19 protein-coding genes are annotated in these 22933 nt (G+C 65.2%); 4 read left to right on the forward strand and 15 right to left on the reverse strand.

The genetic code is table 11. The annotated features are described in order from the left end of the window. Nucleotides 1-224: 224 nt before the first annotated feature. The 8 genes from nikR to selD all read right to left on the reverse strand — a co-directional run bounded on the left by nikR (nucleotide 225) and on the right by selD (nucleotide 9937). Nucleotides 225-641 (reverse strand): nickel-responsive transcriptional regulator NikR, encoded by a 417-nt coding sequence (gene nikR, locus GE073_RS14670; protein ID WP_028596831.1) that lies wholly within the window; start codon nucleotides 639-641, stop codon nucleotides 225-227. 261 nt (nucleotides 642-902) lie between these two features. Then, nucleotides 903-2180, reverse strand: a complete 1278-nt coding sequence (locus tag GE073_RS14675; RefSeq protein WP_228551543.1) for an ABC transporter substrate-binding protein — start codon at nucleotides 2178-2180, stop codon at nucleotides 903-905. A gap of 119 nt (nucleotides 2181-2299) precedes the next feature. Then, entirely contained in the window at nucleotides 2300-3922 is a 1623-nt protein-coding gene (locus GE073_RS14680; RefSeq protein ID WP_153783749.1) for a response regulator transcription factor, read from the reverse strand. Next, nucleotides 3897-5681 carry a cache domain-containing sensor histidine kinase gene (locus GE073_RS14685; protein ID WP_153783750.1) on the reverse strand — a complete coding sequence of 595 codons (1785 nt, stop codon included), beginning with the start codon at nucleotides 5679-5681 and terminating at the stop codon, nucleotides 3897-3899. Before GE073_RS14685 ends, GE073_RS14680 begins: the two co-directional genes overlap by 26 nt. A 109-nt stretch (nucleotides 5682-5790) precedes the next feature. Next, nucleotides 5791-6627, reverse strand: a complete 837-nt coding sequence (locus GE073_RS14690; protein WP_153783751.1) for a carbohydrate ABC transporter permease — start codon at nucleotides 6625-6627, stop codon at nucleotides 5791-5793. Next, nucleotides 6624-7583, reverse strand: a complete 960-nt coding sequence (locus GE073_RS14695; protein WP_028596836.1) for a carbohydrate ABC transporter permease — start codon at nucleotides 7581-7583, stop codon at nucleotides 6624-6626. Before GE073_RS14695 ends, GE073_RS14690 begins: the two co-directional genes overlap by 4 nt. 248 nt (nucleotides 7584-7831) lie before the next feature. Beyond that, nucleotides 7832-8869, reverse strand: coding sequence for a tRNA 2-selenouridine(34) synthase MnmH (mnmH, locus tag GE073_RS14700; RefSeq protein WP_153784745.1), 1038 nt, complete (start codon nucleotides 8867-8869; stop codon nucleotides 7832-7834). Nucleotides 8870-8887: 18 nt separating this feature from the next. Next, entirely contained in the window at nucleotides 8888-9937 is a 1050-nt protein-coding gene (selD, locus tag GE073_RS14705; RefSeq protein WP_153783752.1) for a selenide, water dikinase SelD, read from the reverse strand. A 189-nt stretch (nucleotides 9938-10126) separates the two neighbouring features. Between selD and GE073_RS14710 the strand changes: the two genes are divergently transcribed. Further along, nucleotides 10127-11188, forward strand: coding sequence for a permease (locus GE073_RS14710; protein ID WP_153784746.1), 1062 nt, complete (start codon nucleotides 10127-10129; stop codon nucleotides 11186-11188). 89 nt (nucleotides 11189-11277) lie between these two features. On the opposite strand, the gene GE073_RS14715 is transcribed toward GE073_RS14710, so the two are convergent. Next, entirely contained in the window at nucleotides 11278-12081 is an 804-nt protein-coding gene (locus GE073_RS14715) for a hypothetical protein (RefSeq protein ID WP_028596840.1), read from the reverse strand. A 172-nt stretch (nucleotides 12082-12253) separates the two neighbouring features. Here GE073_RS14715 and GE073_RS14720 point away from each other — a divergent pair, with 172 nt between their 5' ends. Beyond that, the gene (locus GE073_RS14720) at nucleotides 12254-12706 is read left to right on the forward strand and encodes a NucA/NucB deoxyribonuclease domain-containing protein (protein WP_043110721.1); all 453 of its coding nucleotides are present in this window, start codon (nucleotides 12254-12256) and stop codon (nucleotides 12704-12706) included. A 154-nt stretch (nucleotides 12707-12860) separates the two neighbouring features. Here the strand turns inward: GE073_RS14720 and GE073_RS14725 are convergent, their stop codons facing one another. From GE073_RS14725 to GE073_RS14745, 5 genes are all read right to left on the reverse strand, one after another. Next, nucleotides 12861-13589 carry an amino acid ABC transporter ATP-binding protein gene (locus GE073_RS14725; RefSeq protein WP_028596842.1) on the reverse strand — a complete coding sequence of 243 codons (729 nt, stop codon included), beginning with the start codon at nucleotides 13587-13589 and terminating at the stop codon, nucleotides 12861-12863. After that, nucleotides 13582-15033, reverse strand: a complete 1452-nt coding sequence (locus GE073_RS14730; protein WP_028596843.1) for an amino acid ABC transporter substrate-binding protein/permease — start codon at nucleotides 15031-15033, stop codon at nucleotides 13582-13584. Before GE073_RS14730 ends, GE073_RS14725 begins: the two co-directional genes overlap by 8 nt. A gap of 536 nt (nucleotides 15034-15569) precedes the next feature. Continuing rightward, entirely contained in the window at nucleotides 15570-16904 is a 1335-nt protein-coding gene (locus GE073_RS14735; RefSeq protein WP_228551545.1) for a phosphodiester glycosidase family protein, read from the reverse strand. A 654-nt stretch (nucleotides 16905-17558) separates the two neighbouring features. After that, the gene (gene miaB / locus GE073_RS14740; protein ID WP_153783753.1) at nucleotides 17559-19142 is read right to left on the reverse strand and encodes a tRNA (N6-isopentenyl adenosine(37)-C2)-methylthiotransferase MiaB; all 1584 of its coding nucleotides are present in this window, start codon (nucleotides 19140-19142) and stop codon (nucleotides 17559-17561) included. Nucleotides 19143-19203: 61 nt separating this feature from the next. Next, complete coding sequence (locus GE073_RS14745) at nucleotides 19204-20304, reverse strand: metallophosphoesterase (protein ID WP_153783754.1); 1101 nt, start codon at nucleotides 20302-20304, stop codon at nucleotides 19204-19206. A gap of 148 nt (nucleotides 20305-20452) precedes the next feature. Between GE073_RS14745 and GE073_RS14750 the strand changes: the two genes are divergently transcribed. Beyond that, nucleotides 20453-21190 carry an MBL fold metallo-hydrolase gene (locus tag GE073_RS14750; protein WP_153783755.1) on the forward strand — a complete coding sequence of 246 codons (738 nt, stop codon included), beginning with the start codon at nucleotides 20453-20455 and terminating at the stop codon, nucleotides 21188-21190. Further along, nucleotides 21171-21737: a TetR-like C-terminal domain-containing protein gene (locus tag GE073_RS14755; protein WP_153783756.1), complete on the forward strand. Its 567-nt coding sequence runs from the start codon at nucleotides 21171-21173 to the stop codon at nucleotides 21735-21737. Before GE073_RS14750 ends, GE073_RS14755 begins: the two co-directional genes overlap by 20 nt. Nucleotides 21738-21964: 227 nt before the next feature. On the opposite strand, the gene GE073_RS14760 is transcribed toward GE073_RS14755, so the two are convergent. Continuing rightward, complete coding sequence (locus GE073_RS14760; protein WP_153783757.1) at nucleotides 21965-22846, reverse strand: TatD family hydrolase; 882 nt, start codon at nucleotides 22844-22846, stop codon at nucleotides 21965-21967. Nucleotides 22847-22933 lie beyond the last annotated feature (87 nt).

The following is a 22933-nucleotide window of genomic DNA, read 5'->3' on the forward strand; positions in this document are numbered from 1 at the left end:
CCGATTGTAGCACACGATGCCGGATCTGCCTATGAAAAACTGCCTCTTCACGTCATATTACCTGACATTTAGACAGGTAGATAAAAACGAAAAAGACTGCCCGCAGGTCCGCCGACGCGACCTGGAGCAGCCGTGAGTTGTCCTGGCGCCAACGCGGAACGCTCGCCGCGCGGGACCGAACGAGAACGAAGCGCAGCCAGCCGAATCTCCCCGCGCTCGATCTCCTATTCTAAAAACGTGACCGACATTTCCGCGACCTGCACGCCTTTCTGCGCCTGGATCGCCCCATGGAGCCTGCGCAGCCTCTCCACGCGACCGCGGATGAGGATGATCTCCATGCACTGATGATGCGTCAGATGGACATGCATCGTGCTGATGATCTCTTCATGGTAGTCATGCTGCAGCTCGGTCAGCAGCAGCGGCAGCTCCCGCACATGATGGTCGTACACGAGCGAGATCGTGCCCGCGACCGCCGTCTCCGGCGCGATCCCCTCGTCCTCCAGCATGGCCTTGCGGGCCATGTCCCGGATCGCCTCCGAGCGGTTCGTATAGCCCTTCGCCTCGATATAGCCGTCGAACCGCTCGATCAGCGGCGCCGGAAATGCGACGCCGAACCGGACGAGCTCTTCTTTTTCCGCCATGCTCTCCCTCCTCTTGCCTTCGATTTTAGCATAGCGGGAGATTTTTAAGCGAACGCATGTATAAGCGGCGCGCCGGGCGGACATCCTTGTACTACCGGCGTCGAGAGATGCCGTAGACACCGCGGAGAAGGCTTACGTTTCCCCATAAGCTCTTCGTCCGGTTTCTCCTCTCCCATGAAAGAGGCCCCCGCAAGGGGGCCTCGCTTTTTTTATGTCCGGCCGCCTGGAGACAGCGCAGGACCTTGCGCCGCCAGAGCCGGGTCATCCTAGATTACGGCTCAGTCCGACGACCTGCTCCCATCCTTCGTCGATGCCGATCTTGCCGAACAGGATGGACTGCACGATGTTGTCATATTCCTTGGTGAAGTTCGCCCAGCCGCCCTTGTTGCCTGGTCCGGGGTCGAAGGCGGATCCGTCCTTGGACACGGTCTCGATCAGGCCGAGGGCGTTTTTATCGACGGCGGTGAAGTTCTGCTGGATGGCCTCGACGACCGTCCTGGACACCGGGATGCCGCGCGAGGTGCCCAGTATCGCTGCCGCTTCCTCGCTGTTCACGAACCAGTCGATGAACTTTTTCGCCTCTTCCTTATGCTTGCTGTTCGGGCTGACGCTCCAGTACATGGACGCCTTGAGCCAGCCGCTCGCCTGGGCGCCGCGCGGAAGCGCCGTCAGCGCCAGATCGCCGGGCATGAGCGCGTCGAATCCGCCGAATTCCGCCGCATGAGCTCCCTTGAGCAGAATCTTCTTCTGCACGAGCAGGTCCATCTGCGCGTCCTGTCCCTTGTCGGACACGGTCACGTCCGGAGGGGCCGCGAGCTTGTCCTGCCGCAGGACGGCCCACTTGTTCATCCAATCCTTCCAGGTCGCTTCGTCATAATGGAACTTGCCGTCCTTGCTGAGGCTGTAGCCCTTGCCCATGCTCAGCTGATAGCTCATGTACATGGCGCCGTCCGCCGTCAGATCCTTGCTCAGGTACTGGTCCTTCGCCAGCTTGGGCTTGATGTCACGGGCCAGCTGGAAAAACTCGTCCCATGTCGTCGGCGGCGCGACGCCGAGGCTGTCCATCATCGTCTTGTTGTAGATCATGCCCCAGGCGTTGTTGCCGAGCGGCATCGCGTACAGCTTGCCCTCATAGGTGCCGGTCTCGAGCAGCGACGTGTCGATGTCCGCCGCCGGGATCGAGGAGAGGTCCTCGAGCCTCCCGCTCGACGCCCAGTCATTGAACCAAGCCGCGTCCATCTGGAACAGATCCGGCGTATTTTTGCCCGCCGACATCGTGGACAGCTTGTCCTGATAGCCGTCGAAGGATTGATATTCCGGCTCGAAGGCGACGCCCGGATTGGCGCTCGCATACGCGTCCAGTGCTTTCAGCGTCGCATCGTGCCGGGCCTGGGAGCCCCACCACATGATCCGCAGCTTGACTGTAGCGCCGCCTCCGTCCGCCGTCCCCGCCTCTTCCTCCTTGACGCCGCTGCATGCGCTCAGCGTCCCTCCCATCATGAGCAGGATCAGCAAGCTTGCCGTCATCCGTTTTCTCAACCTGGTCAGCCTCCCTCAACGAGTTTATCCGATTTGCCTTGCTCTGCTTGCGCGGCCGGACCGAGCGCCTCGCGCGCGTCCAGCCGCTTTCCGGAGGCGGGCGGCCTGGACCGCATGGCTCACGCCTTGTAGAATTCCGTCGGGCTTTTTCCGGTATGGCGCTTGAACAGCGTCGTGAAATAAGGCACGTTGCGGTAGCCGACCCTCTCGGCGATCTCCGCGACGAGCAGCCGCTTCTCCAGCACCATGCTCTTGGCCCGCTCCATGCGCACCCGCGTCAAGTAGTCGCCGAACGTCTCTCCTGTCGCCTGGCGGAAAATCGTGCTGAGATGGTTCTTGGAGATGTACACGCGGTCCGCCAGCTGCTGCAGATGGATATTCTCGGCATAATGCTCGTGGATGTACTGAATGATGAAATCGACCGTTTCCTTGTGCTTCAGGTTCTCGTTGGGCGCATACCGCGAGCAGACGAGGCGGATCTTCTCCGCGACCCAGTCCTTCCACGACGAGACGCCTTCGACCAAGGCGAGCTCGCGGGACAGCTCCGACGGCGCAAGCGCGTCGTCCAGCCGGATGCCGGATTCGTACAGCGTGAACGACAGGATGGCGAACAGCTGCGCTCCGATCTCCTCCAGCATCGCCTCGTCGAGACTGGACGCCGCTCCTCCCCCCTCCCGGCAAAACTGCTCCAGCGCCAGCAGCGCGCGCCGCTCGTCGAAGCTGCGGATGGCGTCCGCCATCTCCTGGAAAAACCGGACCGGCCGCAGCTCCCGGCTGCTGCCGGGAGAGCCGCTTCCCTCCTCGTGCAGGTAGACGCACGGATGGAGCGGATGAGGCTGGCGCCTGGAGCCAAGCGCCCGGAACGCCTCCTCCGTCGAGTCGGCGGCGAGCCGCCAATCGGACTTGCGCGAGCCCGCTCCGATGCGGAGCTTGACGTGAAGGCAGCTGCCGGCGGCGTCGACGATCCGTCCCGCCAGCTCTAGCGCCTCCTGACGGAAGACAGGCTCCGGCCAGGACAGCGGCTTGCTGAGCAGGATCGCCATCTGATGGCTGTGCAGCTCCAGAAACAAGCTTCGCATGCCGGCGGCTGCGGCCAGCTCCTCCACCATATTGCCGATGGCGAAGCGGAACAGGCTCCAGTCGCGCAGAGACATGCCCTCCATCCGGCCCTGCCTTTTCAGCTCCACAGCGAGCGTCATCACCTGCGCTCGGCTCCAGCCCAGCTTCGCCGGCAGCTCGGCCGCCGTTCCCGACGGCGACGGCACGCCTCCCGTAAGCACCGACTTCGCCCATTCCCGCTCCCAATAAGGCTCGTATTGCAGCAGCTTCTCGCGGATTTTCCGCTCCTCGCTTTCCACGGCCTTTTGCCGGGACAGCTCCGCCGCCACCCGCCCCAGCACTTCGCGGATCGTAGGCAGCGAGGCCGGCTTGGGCAAATAATCGTCCACCGAGAGCCGGAGCGCCTTGCGCGCGTAGTCGAAATCCGAATAGCCGCTCAGGATGATGATCTTGCCTCCGTACTTCTGCTTGCGCAGCTCCTCGATCATGTCGAGGCCGTTCATCACCGGCATATAGATGTCCGTAATGACGATGTCCGGGTTCTTCTCCTCGATCAGGCGCAGCCCTTGCTCGCCGTCCGACGCCTCCCCGACCAGGCTGGCATCCAGCTGGTCCCACGGGATGAGCCGGGACATGCCGTCCAGAGCCTGCCGGTCGTCATCCACGATCGCGATCGTCCACATGCGGCTCGCCCCTTTCGGCTCCATGATCCTCACGGCTCGGCAGATAGATCTCTACCCGCGTCCCCTTCCGCTCCGGCAGGGAACGAAGCTCGACCCCGTAAGGCCTTCCGAACAGCACCTCGATTCTTTCCTTCACGTTGCGGACGCCGTACCCGCCGGTCCGCGTCCGCTTGCGGGCTTGCCAGTCGTCCCGCAGCCCGATGCCGTCGTCCTGGACGACGAGCCGCATGCCGCTCCCGTGCTGCTCGCCCGATATCGTGACCAGCCCTCTGCTGCTGCCATGGAATCCGTGCACGATCGCGTTCTCGACGAAGGGCTGCAGCGTCAGCTTCGGCACGAGCAGCTCCCGCAGCTCGCCCGCGATCTCGATCCGGTACTCCAGTCCGCTCCGCCACTTCGCCTGCTGGATCCCCAGGTAGCTCTCCACGAGCAGCAGCTCCTCCTGCAGCGGGATCATCGTCTCTCCGCCGGACAGGCTGATGCGGAACATCCGCCCCATCAGCTCCACCACATGGCTGATCTTCTCCTGTCCCGCCTCGATCGCCATCCAGTTGAGCTGGTCCAGCGTGTTGTAGAGGAAATGGGGATTGATCGCCGCCTGCAGCGCCCGGATCTCCGCCCGGCGCTGGGCGCGATGCTGCTGCTCGAGCGACTGGTACAGCCCCTCGATCCGCTCGGTGAGCTTGCGGTAGCCTCCGAACAGGCTGCCGAATTCATTGCGGTATTCCGTCTGCGGCGGCCGCGCCGGCCGGCCCGGCGCGTACGACTTCATCAGCTGCACGAGCTGCCGGATCGGACGGGTGAAGCTGCGGGACAAATAAAGCGTGAAAACGAGCGCCAGCAGGATCGCGGCCGCGCCGACTCCAGCCAGCGTCCAGGCGAGGCGGACGCTGCCGCCCGTGATCTCCTTCCAGGGCGTCAGCTCCACCAGCATCCAGCTGTTGGGCGTCGTGCGGGACCATACGGTGAGCATGTCCTTGGCCGGCTGCGAGCCGGCTGCGGCCAAGCGCTGGCGCGCATGTCCGGCATCTCCCCGCACCTGCTGCTGCAGCGCCTCGATCTCGCCCGGCGGCAGAGCTCGATTCGCATGCATGATCATGCGACCTCCGGAATCGAGCAGCAGACGGCTGGCCGAAGAGTTGTCCTCGGTCAGGATCGACTGCAGGAACCGCATGCGCACGTTGAGGACGAGGAGGCCGAGATTGACGCCCTCCGGCGTATTGATCCGGCGGATGAAGCTGACCGCCTGCTGCTCCCCTTGAGGGGAGCCGACAGCGCGCTGCCCGACCCAGACGGAGTCCGCCTTTTCGACCGCGGCATGCCAGCTCTCCGATCTGGCTTGGGATAGCGGCAAGTACTGGATCGCGGCGTTCGGATCGACCTGCAGCGGTTCGTTCATGTACACCTGGAAGGTGAAGATCGATCGCGAGCTGTTCAGAATCGGCGCCAGGTAGTCTCGGTTCAGCTCGTCCCTCGCCTTTTTGAGCGCGAAGTAATCCCCCTTGCTCGTCAGGTAGCTCGCCAGCTGGGCGTTGAGCGAGATGAACAGCGCCGTCTGCTCGACCGCATCCATCTGATCGGTCAGCTGCTTGTTGAGCTGCTGCAGCATGGCCTGCTGATAGGCGGAGGCGCTCGTCGCCTGCTCGCGGGCCGACAGCTGGTAGCTGACAGCCATGATGACCGTGACCAGCAAGCCGATGAAGGCCGCGAAGCTCAGCAAAAACACCTTGTCCACGCGATGCTTGCGAAACGGGTTCATGAGGATCAGCCCTTTTCTCGTCTGAGTGCCGGGAAAGGCGGCTGTCGCCCGCTCTCCCCAGGGCTCCCATTTTATCCGTGTCCGCGGAGCTGCGCCAGAGCGCAGGCGCCTATCCTTTTAGGCCGGAGGTGGCGATGCCCTCGACGAAATGCTTCTGCGCCAGGAAGAAAATGAGCACCGGCGGAAGCACGGACAAGAGCGACATCGCCAGCAGCTGGCCCCAGGCGACGGCGGACTGCGTGTCGATGAACATGCGCAGAGCGAGCGGAACGGTGTACTTGTCCACGGTATTGAGGTAGATCAGCGGGCCGAAGTAGTCGTCCCATCCCCAGATGAACGAGAAGATCATGACCGTAATCAGCGCCGGCACGGTCAGCGGCATGACGATCCGCGCGTAGATGCCGAACCAGGAGCAGCCGTCGATCTTCGCCGACTCGTCGAGCTCGCGCGGGATGCCGCGGATGAACTGCACGAGGAGGAAGATGAAGAACGCTCCGCCCATCGCGGACGGCACGATCAGCGGCAGATATGTGTTGATCCAATCGAAGGCGTGGAACATCGTATACTGCGGAATCAGCGTCACTTGGCCCGGCAGCATCAAGGTGAGTAGCAGGATCGAGAACCACATGCCCTTGAGCGGAAAGGTCAGCCTCGCGAAGCCGAAGGCGACGAGGCTGGCCGAGACGACATGCAGCAGCGTCGTCGAGGCGTTCAGCAGGAGGCTGTTCTCGAAAAACCGCGTGAAGGTGTATTGCGGCAGGGCGACCCAGCCGTCGGAGTAGTTTCGCCACAGCCACTGCTCGGGGAACAAGCCGGGATTGCCGAGCTCCGCCGCCGATTTGAACGACGCGCCGATCCACCACAGCAGAGGATAGGACATGACCAGGCAAGCGGCGATCATGACCAGATGGACGAGCAGGTTGCTTTTGCGAGGCTTGCCGTTCATTTTCGTCCCTCCGTTTCATAGAACACCCAATACTTCGACGCGACGAAGTTGAGCGCCGTCACGACACCGATGATGACGAGCAGAATCCAGGCCAGCGCCGAGGCGTATCCCATCTGCAGCGAGCCGAACGCCTTGTTGTACAGGAACAGCGCGAACATCTCCGTGGAGTTGACCGGGCCGCCATTCGTGACGATGTAGGCGGACGTGAACATCTGGAAGGCGTTGATGATGCCCATGACGAGGTTGAACAGGATGACCGGCGACAGCATCGGCAGCGTGATCCGCGCGAACTTGCGCAGCCTCGACGCGCCGTCGACCGAGGCGGCCTCGTACAGCTCGGACGGAATCTGCTTGAGTCCGGCGAGGAAGATGATCATCGCGGAGCCGAACTGCCAGGCGGTCAGAAGCACCAGCGTGCCGAGCGCGGTGGATGGCGTGCCGATCCAGTTCTTGGGATCGATGCCGACCAGGACGGCCAGCTGGTTGACGAAGCCGTTGAGGCCGAAAATATTGCGCCACAGCACGGCCACGGCCAGGCTGCCTCCGATCAGGGAAGGCAGATAGACGAGGGTGCGGTAGAACGAGATGCCCCGGATCTGCCGGTTCAGCAGCATGGCGATCAGCAGGGCGGCGATCAGCTTGAGCGGCACCGAGGCGGCGACATAGACGAAGGTGACCCGCAGCGAATTGAAGAACAAGCGGTCCTGCGAGATGTCCCGGTAGTTGTCGAGGCCGATCCAGCGGGCCGGCTCCAGCAGCGAGAACTCGGTCATCGACAGATAGAAGGACTGGATGATCGGCCATAGCTGCAGGATGAGGAAGCCGAGCAGCCAAGGCGCGATGAACAGATAGCCGACGACTGGCGCGTTCCAGCGCTGCCCGGCCTTTTTGGTAATCGCTTTCACATCGGGTCGCGCGCGGGCTGGATCGGCAGGTTGAAGGGAAGGCAAGTCCATGAATTCACCTCTCGCTAGTGGATGAGGCTAGTATAGTGGATGAGGACTCGGGGCTGTAGGCGGCGATCGTACGAATTCTTTCACGATTGACCGATCGGGGCCGGACGAGCCCGTCCTCGTCGATGCCCGGACGCGAGATCGGCGCTCCGGCCCGGCATGGAACGCAAAAACGGGACGAAACGGAGTGGATCTCCGCTTCGTCCCGTTCGCCGGGTTCATCGGCCGCAGCCGTCCGGCAGACTCGTCGGTCATGCCTGCACGTCCGGCAAAGCCGCCCTTACGCCGTCCAAAGCCTCCTGCTCCGTGCGCGCCCGCACGAGCCGCTCCCGCTCCTGGTCGTAGCGGTCCGCTCCATGCTCGTAGCGCGGATCATAATAATGCTCCAGCAGCAGCTCGGCCGCGACGTCGAAGCGGTCCTGCTCGATGCTCTGCTGGATCTCCTTCGCCACGGGAGTGTGCATGCGCGGCTTGATGATCTTGAACGCATGCAGGCAGGCGTCCTTATGCTCCGCGGGCCGATAGTCGTGCACGATATGCCGCACGCGCGCCGGCATCGGCAGCTCGAGCCGGATCGGCACGCCGCTCTCCTTGGCGTCCATGAGGAACTGCGGCATCGTGCATTTGCCGATGCGCCGGCTCTCCGCCTCCATGATGACATAAGGAGCCCGCTCGAAGCGCAGCAGCGTCTCCAGCAGCTCGGCGTCGAACGTCTTCTGGTTGCTCCCCCGCAGGCCGACGTCGCCGAAGATCGAGCCCCGATGGCACGCGAAGCCCTCGAGATCGAGCACCGGATAGCCTTCCTCGGCAAGCTGGCGGAGGATGGCCGTCTTGCCGGTGCCGGTATTGCCGTGCAGCACGTAGGCCGGCTTGTCCAGCCGGTACGTCTCCAGCGTCTCCACGACCCAGCGGCGGTACTCGCGGTAGCCGCCGGCCACCCGGTAGCAGTGGATGTCCATGAGGCCGAGCAGCGTCGCCGTCGTGCGGCTGCGGCCGCCGCCGCGCCAGCAGAACAGCGCGATCTTGCCCGGCAGCGCCGCGAATTCGGCGATGAACGCCGGCAGCTTGGCGCTCATGAGCTCGAGCCCGCGCCGCTTGGCCTCGGCCATGCCGCGCTGCTTGTAGAGCGTGCCGATCTCCGCCCGTTCGGCGTCGTCGAAGAACGGGATGTTGACGCTGCCGGGAATCGTCGCGTCCGCGAATTCCGAGGGCGAGCGGACGTCGACGATCGTCAGCTCCTTGCGGTCCCTCATGTCCCGCAGCTCGGGTACGGTCAAGTCTTGAAACATCGCCATTCCTTCTCTCTCTTATACGGTCCGGATGCGTCCGGCCTGCTCGGCCGACGCCTCGCCGATGATGGCGGCGTCGACGCCGCCCTCGCGCAGCTCACCGAGCAGCGCCTGCGCCTGCTCCGGAGCGACGGCGATCAGCAGGCCGCCCGACGTGACCGCGTCGCACAGGATGAAGCGGTCGATCTCGTCATGCTGGTCGGCAAAATCGACCGAAGGGCTCACATGCGCATGGTTGTTGCGCGTGCCGCCGGGGATGAAGCCGGCTTCGGCCAGCTCGCGGGCGCGCGGCAGCACCGGCACGGCGTCCTTGACGATCGTCAGGCCGACGCCGCTGCCCTTGGCCATCTCCATCGCGTGGCCGAGCAGGCCGAAGCCGGTCACGTCCGTGCACGCATGCACGTCGTAGCCGTCCATGATCTCGGCGGCGCGGCGGTTCAGCGTCGACATGACGCGCGTCACTTGCTCGACCTCGTCCGGCGAAAGCTGGTCCTTCTTGATCGAGGTCGTGTAGATGCCGACGCCGATCGGCTTCGTCAGCAGCAGCGCGTCGCCCGGCTTCGCCCCGGCGTTGGTCCGCACCCGGTCCGGATGCACGAGGCCGGTGACGGCCATGCCGAACTTCGGCTCCTTGTCGTCGATCGAGTGGCCGCCGAGCAGAGTCGCGCCGGACTCGGCCAGCTTGTCGCCCGCTCCGCGCAGGATGTCGGCCAAAATGGCCTTGTCCAGCGTCTGGATCGGGAACGCGACGATGTTGAGCGCCGTCAGCGGCTTGCCGCCCATCGCATAGATGTCGCTGATCGCATTGGCCGCGGCGATCTGCCCGAACGCATACGGGTCGTCGACGATCGGCGTGAAGAAATCGACCGTCTGCACGAGCGCCATGTCGGCGCTCAGCCGGTAGACGCCGGCGTCGTCGCTCGTATCGAGCCCGACGAGCAGGTCGGGATTGGGCACCGACGGAGGGAGCTGGCGCAGCACCTGCGACAGGTCGGCCGGTCCGATCTTGCAGCCGCAGCCGCCCTTGCTGGACAAGGACGTCAGTTTGACGCTTGGAGTTATCGACATCGGTTTCCCTCTTTTCCGTGAGCTATCGTTCAACCCATCCATTATACGACAAGCTCGGTCCGGCTCCAACTCCGGCCGGCCGCCGCCTGGCGCTTCGCTTCCGCTTCCGCTTTCGGAGCGCTGTGCTATAATAGTCGAGCATCTGACACCATTCTAGGAGGTTATTCCGTCTTGAGCCCTTCTTCCCCCATGCCCTCCGGGCAGCAGAACGACGGCCGCAAAGCGCTGTGGCTCGCCGTCCTGTTCATCCTCATCGCCGCCACCGGCCTGACCTACATCAAGTGGTGGCCCTACTACGGCAAGGCGATCAAGGCGATCACCGAGCATACGATCGGCAGCTCGATCCTGACCGGCGGCCAGGAAGCGATTCCGAATCCTTCCTGGCAGTCCGCATGGGACTATGCCGTCGTCTACTATAAAGCCGTATGGAAAGCCGCCGTATTCGGCATCCTGCTCGGCTCGCTCGTGCAGGTGCTGCTGCCCGCGAACTGGCTTATGCGCGTGCTCGGCCAGCGCACGTTCCGCAGCACCGTATGGGGCGGCGTCGCCTCGCTGCCCGGCATGATGTGCTCCTGCTGCGCCGCGCCGATCGCCGCCGGCCTGCGCAAGAAAAACGTCTCCGTCGGAGCCGCGCTCGCGTTCTGGCTCGGCAATCCGCTGCTCAATCCGGCGACGCTGATCTTCATGTTCTTCGTGCTCGGCTGGGACTTCACGCTGCTGCGCCTCGCCTTCGGCCTGGCGATCACGTTCGGCGTCAGCTACTTGGCGAACCGCTTCGCGGGAGACGCGTCCGTCTCCGAGGACAAGCTGCCGGCCGAGGCGCTCGCTCCAGCCCAGGCGGACGACCGGCCGTTCCTCGTCCGCTGGGGACGCAGCCTCGGCACGATGCTGCTGAACGTCATCCCGGCGTACATCCTCGCCGTGCTGCTGCTCGGCGCCGCGCGCGCCTGGCTGTTCCCGACGCTCGGCGAAGGAGCCGGCACGACGGTGCTGGCGCTGATCCTGTTCGCGATCGCGGGCACGCTGTTCGTCATTCCGACGGCGGCGGAAATTCCGATCGTGCAGTCGTTCCTGTCGCTCGGCTACGGCGGCGCGGCCGCCGGCGCCCTGCTCGTCACGCTGCCGACGGTCAGCCTGCCCTCGCTGCTCATGCTGCGCCGCGCCTTCCCGGCGCGCGTGCTCTGGCTCGTGTTCGGCTCCGTCGTCGCGTCCGGCCTCTTGAGCGGGCTGATCGGCGCGTTCCTGTTCTAATCGGCTGCATGTAAAAAAGACGGAAGCCCGGCTGCGGCCGGAAGCTTCCGTCTTTTTTATTTCGAGTAGGGATCAGGCCATCCCGACGCTCAGCCGCCGTCCGGCTCCAGGCAGGCGGCCGCTTCGCTGCGCTTTTCCCGAGCGAGGCGGCCGAGCAGCCGTACGACGACGATGAACAGCGCGAGGGCGAACAGCACTGATGCAAAAGGATGCTCCGGCAACGCCATATAGCCGAACATCGGCCCCATCAGGCCGCCCATCGCGCCGCCGAGCAGACCTTCCAGCGCCGGCGCGGCTCCGTGGCGGCTGCCCGCCGCATAGCCGGCCCAGGCTGCGGCGGCTCCCGCGCCGATCGCAGGAAGCGTGAACTGGCCGAGCAGCACCGACAGGATCGTGCCGCCGGCCAGTCCGGCCGCCATCGAAAAGCCCATGCAGCACATCATGAGCGGCATCTCGGCCGGCCGCTCCATGTATCGCAGCCGCAGCATCTGGCGGATCGTCAAGGCGCCGATCAGCAGCAGCGCCAAGATTTCGAACACGGCCGCAGCGAGCGGCCAGCCCTGCAGCGGCGCCTGCAGCCCGCCGCCCGCCGTTCCACCGCCGTGACTCATGCCATGGCTGGCGGGAGCCGAATCCGGAGCCGGCGCTTGCTGCACGGCTACAACCTGGGTCGTCTGCCGGATCGGATCGGCGCCGGCCGCTTTCGCCGTCCCCGCCATCCCGGCCGATCCGCAGCCGAGGGCGAGCCAAAGCAGCAAGCCCGCCGCGGCGGCGATCAGCCCTTTTGCGGCAGCGCGGACAGCCATGCCGCGCCGATGCTCCGGCAGCCGTCCGTCTGCGGCTTGTCCCGCGTCGGCGGCTGTCCGTCTCGGGGCGGCAATCCTTTTTCGCATCCCATTCCCTCCTCTGGCCCGGTGAGCGAAGTCCATCTCTCATCTGTATGAACCTTGAGGCGGGGCTAGAAGCGGCCGGCGTCCTTTCCAGTTCCTGGTCTTCCCAAACGTACGTTCCCTGTTATACTGGAGACAAGCTCCGTACAGGAGAGAACCGACCAGGAGGACGACCATGACCCGCACCGACAGACGACCGCTTCGCCTGCTCTTCTCCCTGCTCGCCGCGCTGCTGCTGGCGGCGCTGCTCGGCGGCTGCTCGTTCGAGCTCAAGCTGCCGCAGCCATCCGCCGCGCCCTCCGGCCATGACGCGACGATTTATTTCCCGTCCGAGCGGTATCCCGATACGGCCGAGCATATCCGAGCCGCGATCGCCGCCGGCGCCTCGGCCATCTGCACGATCGACCGGGACGGAGCGGACGCCAACCGCCGCGAGTCGCTCCAGGGCATCCCGACGCGCAAGAAATACGACCGGGACGAGTGGCCGATGGCGATGTGCCGCGAAGGCGGAGCCGGCGCGGATGTCGCCTACGTCAAGTCCTCCGACAACCGCGGCGCCGGCTCCTGGATCGGCAACCAGCTGCGGGGCTACGAGGACGGGACGCGCATCCGCTTCGTCGTGCCTTGACCCATGGCGCCGCGGCCCGGATCGAGCCGCATCCGGCGCCGGCCGCGACGCTCCGGCGCAGCTCGAGCGATCTGCTTCCGCCGGTCCAAATGCAAAAAGCCCGCTCCGTCCGACTAGTCGGATGAAGCGGGCTTTTTGCCGCTGAAGCCTCGTTTTACAGCACCTTTTCAAGGAAGCTGATCGTCCGCTCCTGGCGCGGCCGTCCGAACAGCTCCTCCGGCGGGCCTTCCTCGACGATGTAGCCGCCGTCCATGAAGATGACCCGGTCGGCGACCTCGCGGGCGAAGCCCATCTCATGCGTCACGACCATCATCGTCATGCCCTCGCTCGCCAGGCTCTTCATGACGCCGAGCACCTCGCCGACCATCTCCGGATCGAGCGCCGACGTCGGCTCGTCGAACAGCATGATGTCGGGGTTCATCGCCAGCGCCCGGGCGATCGCCACGCGCTGCTTCTGGCCGCCGGACAGCTGCGCCGGGTAAGCGTCCGCCTTGTCGGAGAGCCCGACCCGCTCGAGCAGCCGCAGCGCGGTCTGCCGGGCCGCCGCCTCGTCCAGCTTGCCGAGCTCCGTCGGAGCGAAGGCGATGTTGCGAAGGACGTTGAAGTGTGGGAACAGGTTGAAATGCTGGAACACCATGCCGATGTTTTCGCGCACCTTGTTGATGTCCGTATCCTTGGCGTTGATGTCGACGTCGTCGACGACGACGCTGCCGGCGGTGATGTCCTCCAGCCGGTTCATGCAGCGCAGCAGCGTGCTTTTGCCGGAGCCGGACGGTCCGATGACGCAGACGACCTCGCCGGGCTGCACTTGCAGGTCGATTCCTTTCAGCACCTCGTTCGAGCCGAAGCTCTTCTTCAGCCCCTCGACGCGGATCTTACCCATGGCGCACCTTCCTTTCCATGCGCTCCGCCAGCTTCGTCAGCGCGATGATGACGATCAGGTAGAGCACCATGACCGTCGTCCAGATCGTGAACGACTCGAACGTGCGGGCGATGATGATCTTGCCGGACTGGGTCAGCTCGACGAGGCCGATGACCGACAGGATCGACGTATCCTTGAGCGTGATGACCATCTGGTTGATGAAAGACGGCACCATGACGCGGATCGCCTGCGGCAGGATGATCTTGCGCATCGCCTTGCCGTAAGGCAGGCCGAGCGAGCGCGCCGCCTCCATCTGGCCGCGGTCGATCGACTGGATGCCGCCGCGGATGATCTCGGTCACGTACGCGCCGGCGTTGAGGCTGAGCGTCAGGATCGCCGCCAGGAACAGCGGCATCGTGAAGCCGAACGCCTGCGGGATGCCGAAGTAGATGAAGAAGGCCAGCACGATGAGCGGGATGCCGCGGAACACGTCGACGTACACCGTCGCCACGCCTCGCAGGAAGCGGCTGCCGCCGACCTTCATGAAGGCGAACAGCAAGCCGAGCAGGAAGGCGAAAAACAGCGAGACGATCGTATACAGGAGCGTTTTGCCCAGCCCTTCAAGTAAGTACGGCAGCGACTCGGTGATCAGGTTCCAGCCGCCTCCGCTCGCCTGCTGCGCGCCCTCGCCCAGATAGGCTTCCTGAATGCGGGCATGCTCGCCGCTGTTTTTCAGGTTGGCGAGGCCGTCGTTGAACATGCGCAGCAGCTCGGCGTTCTGCCCCTTGCGCACGGCGAAGCCGTAGGAAGCTCCGGCCACCTTCTCCTCGTCAGTCAGCTGCAGCCCGTTGCCCTGCTGGATGCCGTAGGCGATGACCGGAAAATCGTCGAAGCACGCGACCGAATTGCCGCCTTTGACATCGTCGTACATCTGCGCCGAGTCGTCGAACGGCACGATCGTGAAGCCGTACTCGCCGGCGATCGACTCCGCGTAGCGGTAGCCCTCGGTTCCGGTCTTGACGGCGACCTTCTTGCCCCGCAGATCCTCGTACGTCCGCGTCTGGCTGTCGTTCTCGCGCACCGCCATGATGACGCCGGAGTCGAAGTACGGCTCCGAAAAATCGAACTTGAGCTTGCGCTCGTCCGTGATGCTCATGCCGGCGATGACGCCGTCCACCTGGCCGGACTCCAGCGCCTGCACGGCGGCATTGAAGCCGAGCGGCTTGATCTCGTAGCGGAAGCCTTGATCGCGGGCGATCGCCTCCATCAGATCCATGTCGATGCCGACGAACTTGCCGCTCGCATCCTGGAACTCGAACGGCGCGAACGTGACGTCCGTTCCGATCTGATACACCTTGCCGGCGGCCGGCTCCGACGCCGAAGCGGTTCCGGTCCATCCGGCCGCGCCCGTCACCGTCAGGATCAGGAGCAGCCATGCCAGCCCAAGCGCGCGAATCGTTCTCATAGTGACCTCCCTTGATGTTTCAACTCCGATGTTTGTTACCCACCAAAAGGACTTTCGTAACAGGCCGAGCTCCATTCGATGGCGGAGGCGGTTGTTCGATTAGAATATCCAGATCGAAAAAAGGGATTCCCGTCCGGCGTGATGCCGGGCAGAAATCCCTGACTTGCAAGTCCAGCCGCGCTCAGGAGGCGGAGCAGTGGGGCATGGCGAGGCCGCCTAGCGGCAGACCCGCACGAGCAGCGCTCAGTAGGCGGAGGAGCGGTCTGGCATGGCGAGGCCGCCTAGCGAACCTGCGCGTGCAGCGAGTGCGGGATCGAGCCAGGCGAGGCCGCCTAGCGGACCTGCGCGTGCAGCGAGTGCGGGATCGAGCCAGGCGAGGCCGCCTAGCGGACCTGCGCGTGCAGCGAGTGCGGGATCGTTCATGGCGAGGCCGCCTAGCGGATCTGCGCGTGCAGCGAGTGTGGGATCGAGCCAGGCGAGGCCGCCTAGCGGACCTGCGCGTGCAGCGAGTGTGGGATCGAGCCAGGCGAGGCCGCCTAACGGACTCGTACGAGCAGCGCGTTGCTGAGCAGGCGTCCCGGGCGGGTGAGGTAGCTGCCGTTGTAATAAAGGCCGCTCGATGCGCCGCCGTCGAGGTTCATCGCCTGCCAAGCGCCCGCCGCCTTCATGATCGAGGCGAGCTGCGGAATCGTCGCGCCGCCGACGGTGAGCAGCAGCAGCTCGTGGTCCTTCGTCAGGCCGAGCGCGCTGCGCGCCCCGCCGCCCGTCAGGATTTTCGGATCGCGGAAGCCTTCCGTCTTCGGATCGAGCTTCGTCTCGCCGTTCACGAGCAGACGCGGACCGGCCTGGAGCGCGCCGTCAATGTCCTCGCCGATCCGCTCCGCGAAGTCGAGGCCCGGCAGCAGCTCGGCTAGATGGTTGGCGTCGTAGGTGAACACCGTCTTTTTGTCGCCGCTGCTCTTGTACAGCATGCTGCCGCCGTTGAACAGATAGCCGTACGGGTTTTTGACGGCGCCGTCGGTGTAGGCGTCGAAAAACGTGCCGTTCACGGCGAGCAGCGCTCCGCCGCGCCGCGCGATGGAGGCGAGCTCCTCGGTGCTGCCGATTTTGTCCTTGGCCGCCGCTACCTCCAGATCGACCCGCGGGTCGAGCAGCGACACGGTCGCCAGCTGGACGGAGAAGCTGCGGCCGGCTGCCCGGATCGTCCGGCTCTCGACCTTAACCGGCTTGCGGGCGAGACTGACCGAGCCGCGCGGAGCGACGGGCACGCGCAGCTGCGCTTCCCCTTTGCCGAGCACGATCGAGCCGGAGGACGGCTCCTGCTTCACGCTCACGCCGAACCGGTCGATCAGCAGCCGCACCGGCACATAGGCCGTTCCTCCGTCGAGGAAAGGCGCACGCGCCAGCGCGAAGCTCTCACCGCCGGAGCGGGCCGTCTTCGAGCCGATCGTGACGGTCGCGCTCCTCTCCTGCTCCGCGATCGACGCCGTCTTTGACGCCGCGTCCCAAGCGACGCTCAGGCCGGGCAGCTGCTTGACCGCGCGCAGCGGCACATAGCTGGAGCCTTCTTCGGCGTAAGCGAATGTTTTTTCGGCGGCGGCGGCAGGCGCCGCGCCCAGGACGAGGGCGGGCAACATGCTCGCGGCGACCGCGGCGGCGATCATTTTAGCGGCGCTATGCGCCTTGCTGGCGGCGCTATGCGCCTTGCTGGCGGCGCCATGCGCCTTGCTGGCGGCGCCATGCGCCTTGCTGGCGGCGCCATGCGCCTTACTGGCGGCGCCATGCGCCTTACTGGCGGCGCCATGCGCCTTACTGGCGGCGCCATGCGCCTTACTGGCGGCGCTATGCGCCTTACTGGATAATCGGTTCATTTCGGTCCAAGCTCCTTCTCGACATCGTGAAATCGTGGAATGGCATGCATCCTAACGATATCGGCCGCTGCCTCCGTCGACGTTAGCTTGCGGCGATGCGGCGGCGTCCGGCTCGCCTGCTCGCTTATCGCAGGCCGAGCCGAATGCCGCTCGGCCCAATCCAAGGCACATTTCTGCCCTGGATCCCCAAATTCCGGCCGCCCATCCGAATCCAAGGCACATTTCTGCCTTGGTTCCGCCAATCCCGGGGCCGCCCAGCCCCATCCAAGGCACATTTCTGCCTTGGATCCTCAAATCCCGGCCGCCCGGCCCCATCCAAGGCACATTTCTGCCTTGGATCCTCATAATCCCCGCCGCTCGGCCCAATCCAAGGCACATTTCTGCCTTGGATCCTCAAATTCCGGCCGCTCGGCCCCATCCAAGGCACATTTCTGCCTTGGATCCGCAAAATCCCGGCCGCTCGGCCCCATCCAAGGCACATTCCTGCCCCGGATCCTCATAATCCCGGCCGCTCGGCCGAAGCCGGCCGTCCCCCTCCCATCGGCCGGCTGCAACGAGCAAAAAAGCCCTCTTCCGCGGATTAAAATTACGCGGAAGAGGACTTCGCCCCAACTTTTCCCCGCCGCCAACTCGGCAAGACCTCCAGGACGCGGATCAGACCGCTTCCGCCGCGTCGCCGACCAGCTCGCCGCGGACATGCCAGCTATGCGCCTCGGTCACCTTGACCTGGACGAGCCGGCCGATCAGCGAGCGCGGACCGTCCAGATGGACCAGCTTGTTCGTGCGCGTGCGGCCGGAGAGGACGTCCGAGCGGGTCTTGCTCTCGCCCTCGACGAGCACCTCGACCGTCTGCCCGACCATCGCCTCGTTCGCCTCGCGCCCGAGGACGGCCAGCAGGTCATTGAGCCGGCGGAGACGTTCTTTTTTGACCGCTTCCGGCACGTTGTCCTCCATCCCCGCCGCCGGCGTGCCGGTGCGCGGAGAGTAGATGAACGTATAAGCGGAATCGAAGCGGACCTCGCGCACGAGCGACATCGTCTCTTCGAACTGCTCGTCCGTCTCGCCGGGGAAGCCGACGATGATGTCGCTCGTCAGCGACGCGCCCGGGATGGCCGCCTTGATCTTGCGCACGAGCTCCAAGTAGGACTCGCGCGTATACTTGCGGCTCATCCGCTTCAGCACCTCGGTGCTGCCGGACTGCACCGGCAAATGGATATGCTCCGCCAGATTGCCGCCTTGGGCGAGCACCTGTATGAGCCGGTCGTCGAAATCGCGCGGATGCGAGGTCGTGAAGCGGACGCGCGGCACCGCGATCCGCGAGATGTCGTGCATGAGGTCGCCGAAGCGGTACGTCCGGTCCTCGAAATCCTTGCCGTAGGCGTTGACGTTCTGCCCGAGCAGCGTAATCTCCTGGAAGCCCTGGCGAGCCAGCTCGCGCACCTCGGCCAGCACGTCCTCGGGCCGGCGGCTGCGCTCCTTGCCCCGGGTATAGGGGACGATGCAGTACGTGCAGAACTTGTCGCAGCCGTACATGATGTTCACCCAAGCGCGCAGCCCTTCCCGCTTCTTGGGCAGGTTCTCGATGATGTCGCCTTCCTTGGACCAGACCTCCACGACGAGCTCGCGGCTATGCGCCGCATCCCGCAGCAGCTCGGGCAGCCGGTGGATGTTGTGCGTGCCGAAGACGAGGTCGACGAACGCATGCTTCTGCAGGATGCGGCTGACGACCGTCTCCTCCTGCGACATGCAGCCGCAGACGCCGAGCAGCAGCCCGGGCCGCTCGGTCTTGAGCTTCTTCAAGTGGCCGAGCTCGCCGAACACTTTGTCCTCGGCGTTCTCGCGGATCGCGCAGGTGTTGAGCAGGATGACGTCCGCCTGCGCATACTCGTCCGCCTGCTCGTAGCCCATCGCCTCGAACATGCCGCGCATGACCTCGGTGTCGTGCTCGTTCATCTGGCAGCCGTAGGTGCGGATATGATAGCTCTTGCCGCGGCCGAAGCCGGCCATGTCTTCCGGGATGCCGAAGCCGCGATGCACCTCGACCTCCTGCTTGCCGCGCTTCTTCTCGTCGCGATGCGAAGGGGCGCTGCTGACCTGGATCGTGCGCCCGTTGATCCGATAGGCTGTCTTTCCGTCTTCTTCCCGGATGATCTTGGCGGTCGAAAAGTCAAAATACTTGGCATAGTCCTTCGCTTCTCCGGCCGTCGCGCCGGATCGATTCGAGCTGTCGCGTTCCATGGTTCAGTTCTCCCTTCTGGAAATCAAGCATTCGCCGGCAGAGCTTCTCTGCGAGCGGCGATCAGGAAAAGACGAGGCGCAGCTGCACGACCTCGGAGCGGCTGCCCAGGCGGATCGGCGGCCCCCAGAAGCCGAAGCCCGAGGTGACGACGGACGTCATCTGCTCCTTGCGCAGCACGCCCCAGTCGTTCTCGTAGATCGCGCCCGTGATCAGATGGCCCGGAGCGATCTGGCCGCGATGCGTATGGCCCGACACCATCAGGTCAATGCCGCTGCGCGCGGCGATGTCCAGCTCGTACGGCTGGTGATCCAGCAGGAAGAGCGGCTTCGACGGATCGGCCTGCGCGGCCAGCTCCGCGAGCGGCGCCCGGTCCTGCTCGGTGCGGTCCTTGCGGCCGATCAGCGTCAGCTTGTCCTCGATCGTCACGACCTCGTCGTACAGCACCTGCATGCCGCTCGCTTCGAGCGACTCGATGATGCGCTCCGTCGGGCCGTCGAACTTGTCATGGTTGCCGAGCGTCGCGTAGACGCCGTACGGAGCTTGGATCCTGGCGAGGATCTCGCCGATGCCGCTGCTCTCGTACAGCTCGAGATCGTCGTCGATGATGTCTCCCGGGAACAGCACGAGATCCGGCTGCAGCTTCTCGATCTCCCGCACGAGACGCTCGGCGTGGGCCGGACCGGAAAGCAAGCCGAAATGCATGTCCGCCGCCATGACGACGTTCAGCTCCTCGAGCCCTCCCGCCGGCTTGTCGACGCGCACCTCATAGGTGCGGACGACCGGGCTGTACGCTTGGTACGAGCCGAAGGCGAGCAGGCCGAGCAGCACGGCCAGCGTGAGCGCTCCGCCCCATTTTTCCGCCCGATGGCGGGGAATCCGCGTAAGCCTCAGCAGAAGCAGCAGCAGCTGCGCGACCGGCAGCACCATGAGCAGCAGCGCGAACAGCGCGAGCCAGTACGAGCCGATGCGGCTGATCAGAGCTTGTTCGGGGAAAAAGCGCCCGAGAAAAAACGACAGCGCCAGAAACGACAGTCCGGCGATGTAAAGGACGCGGAACCAGGCGGCCGCGGCCGGCCTCAGCCAGCGCCAGCCGCTCCAGCCGACATACCAGACCAGCCCTCCGTAAAGAAGCAGAAAAACGATTCCAAGCATGATGTGCACCAGCTGCAGCTCTCCTTTGATCGCATGTTCTCCATCTATCGTACAGGATCGGCGGAGGCGCGGTCAAAAAACGGGCTTGCAAAAACTAATATAATTAGTTAAAGTGAAGCTAATCGGATTAGCAAACCCCGAAACGGAGGTTTTTCCCATGAAAATGACCCGCTCGAACGGCATCGTTCAGCTGGCTTTCCTGCCGCGCTTGTTTCCTGTCAACGCCTATCTGGTCGAGGAGGAGGACGGCCTGACGCTGATCGACGCCGCCTTGCCCTACAGCGCCAAAGCCATTTTGGACGCCGCCCGCGCGATTGGCCAGCCGATCGCGCGCATCGTCCTGACGCATGCCCACGGCGACCATGTCGGAGCGCTCGACGCGCTCAAGGCCGCGCTGCCGGACGTTCCGGTGCACTTGTCGGCGCGGGACGCGCGCCTGCTGGACGGCGACCGCTCGCTCGATCCGAACGAGCCCCCGTCCCCGATCCGCGGCGACGTGCCGCGCAAGCTGCGCACGCGTCCCGATGTCCTGCTGCAAGACGGCGACCGGATCGGATCGCTGCTCGCCGTTGCGGCTCCGGGCCATACGCCGGGCTCGATGGCCTTTTTCGATACGCGCAGCAAAGCGCTCGTCTGCGGCGACGCTTTTCAGGTGCGAGGCGGGTTCGCCGTCAGCGGCCAAGTGCAGTGGCGCTTCCCATTCCCCGGGATGGCGACCTGGAATGCCGCGACCGCGCTCGCATCCGCCCGCAGGCTGGCGAAGCTCGGTCCGTCGCTGCTGGCCGCCGGGCACGGCCGCATGCTGGAGCGGCCGGAGGCAGCGCTCGAAAAAGCGATCCGCGCCGCCGCCGCGGCGCTCGAAGGAGGCTTAGGCGATGCCGCGCATCGGGCTTGATCGGGATACGCTGCTCGCCGCTGCCGCGGAGCTGGCCGACGAGCGCGGCTTCGAGGCGCTGGCGCTGAACGCGCTCGCGCTTAAGCTTGGCGTCCGCTCGCCTTCCCTGTACAATCACGTCTCCGGGCTGCCGGAGCTGCGCCGCCTGCTCGCCATCCGCGCGGTCGAGCGGCTGACGGCAACGCTGGAAGCGGCCGCATCGAGAGCGGACGAAGACGCCGCATCCGCCATTTCACTCGCCTATCTTGCGTTCGCGCGTGCCTATCCGGGCCAGTACGAGGCGATCCAGCGGGCTCCCGAGCCGGACGATGCCGACCTGCAGGCCGCCGCCGATCGGCTCGTCCAGCTCATAATCCGCATCTTGTCCGGCTACGGATTGGCGGAGGACGAGTTGATCCACGCCGTGCGCGGCATCCGCAGCCTGCTGCACGGCTTCGTCTCGCTGGAGCGGATCGGCGCCTTCGGGATGCCGCAGGATCGGGACGCCAGCTTCCGCTTCATGCTGCATGCGTACCTGTACGGCTTGAGCCGCGGCGGCGGGGAGTAGAGGCGGAGAGTACAGGCCGGCGATGACGGGGGAGAACCATTTCCAGGCCGCTGTGCTTTCTGCAAAAGAACGGACTTGACCCCATGGCCTCCTGCGCCTGAGTTCAAGTCCGTTTTTACTCCTCATTCGGCCGTTCTGCCGCATCTTCAGCGCGGGAGCTGAAGATGGCCTCCTATTGTATGCGGTCCCGCTTGATGCAGTCCCGTTTGATGCAGTCCCGCCGCTGCTCAGCGCAGGCCGTACAGCCTGCGGGCATTGCCCGCCAGAGCCTCGGCCGTCTCCCGCTCGCCGAGCCCGCGCAGGCGGGCGATTTCGCGCGCCGCCTCGCGCACCAGGAGCGGATGCGTCGGCTGCCCCGCGAACGGACCTTCGAACGGCCAAGGGCCGTCCGTCTCGGTCATCAGCTGTCCGAGCGGATAGCTCGCCGCCAGCTCGCGGATTTCCGGCTCGTACAGCACGTCGGGCGTCACCGACACGCTCCAGCCGGCCTGCGCCAGAACGCCCGTCGTTTCCGCATCTCCCTTGTACCAATGGAAATGCGCCCGGCGTACTCCATGTCGGAGCAGCAGCTTCGCCGCCTTGAAGGCGTCCTCGTAGACGGCATGCAGGACGAGCGGCCGATCCAGCTCGGCCGCCAACGCCGCGAAGCGGTCCAGCGTCCCGATATAGCCGCGCTCGTCGAACGAGCCCCCGGCGCTTTCCACCTCGGATCGCGTGTAATAGGGCAGGCCGACTTCCCCGATCGCGAACCGTTCGCCGTCCGCATGCCGCTCCCGAATCCAGCCGATCAGCTCGTCCAGCTCCCTATCCTGCAGCAGCGGCTGCTCCGGATGCCAGCCGTACGCCGGCAGCACGAGCTCCGGATGGCGCAGCGCCAGCTCCCGGGTGCGGCGGCTCGACGCCAAATCCATCGAGACGGCGACGATGCCGCGCACCCCCTCCCGCCTGGCCTCCTCCAGCATCGACTCCCGTTCCTGCTCGCCGTATTGCTCCAGATGCAGATGCGTGTCGTACAGGGCGACGGCCGCCGCTCCGCGCTCCGCCTGACCGCCGGCTTGTCCTTCCTTCGCCTGCCCGGAGGCTTGTCCTTCCTTGCCGATGCCTTCCATTCATTCCGCTCCTCTCGTCCGCTCCAAAAAGCGCCCGGCTTCCGCCGAGCGCTTCTAATAGTACTCCCTCACGGCTGGCCTCTCGTC

The sequence above is a fragment of the Paenibacillus sp. B01 genome, from assembly GCF_009649995.1.
Classification (GTDB): Bacteria; Bacillota; Bacilli; order Paenibacillales; family Paenibacillaceae; genus Paenibacillus_O; species Paenibacillus_O pasadenensis.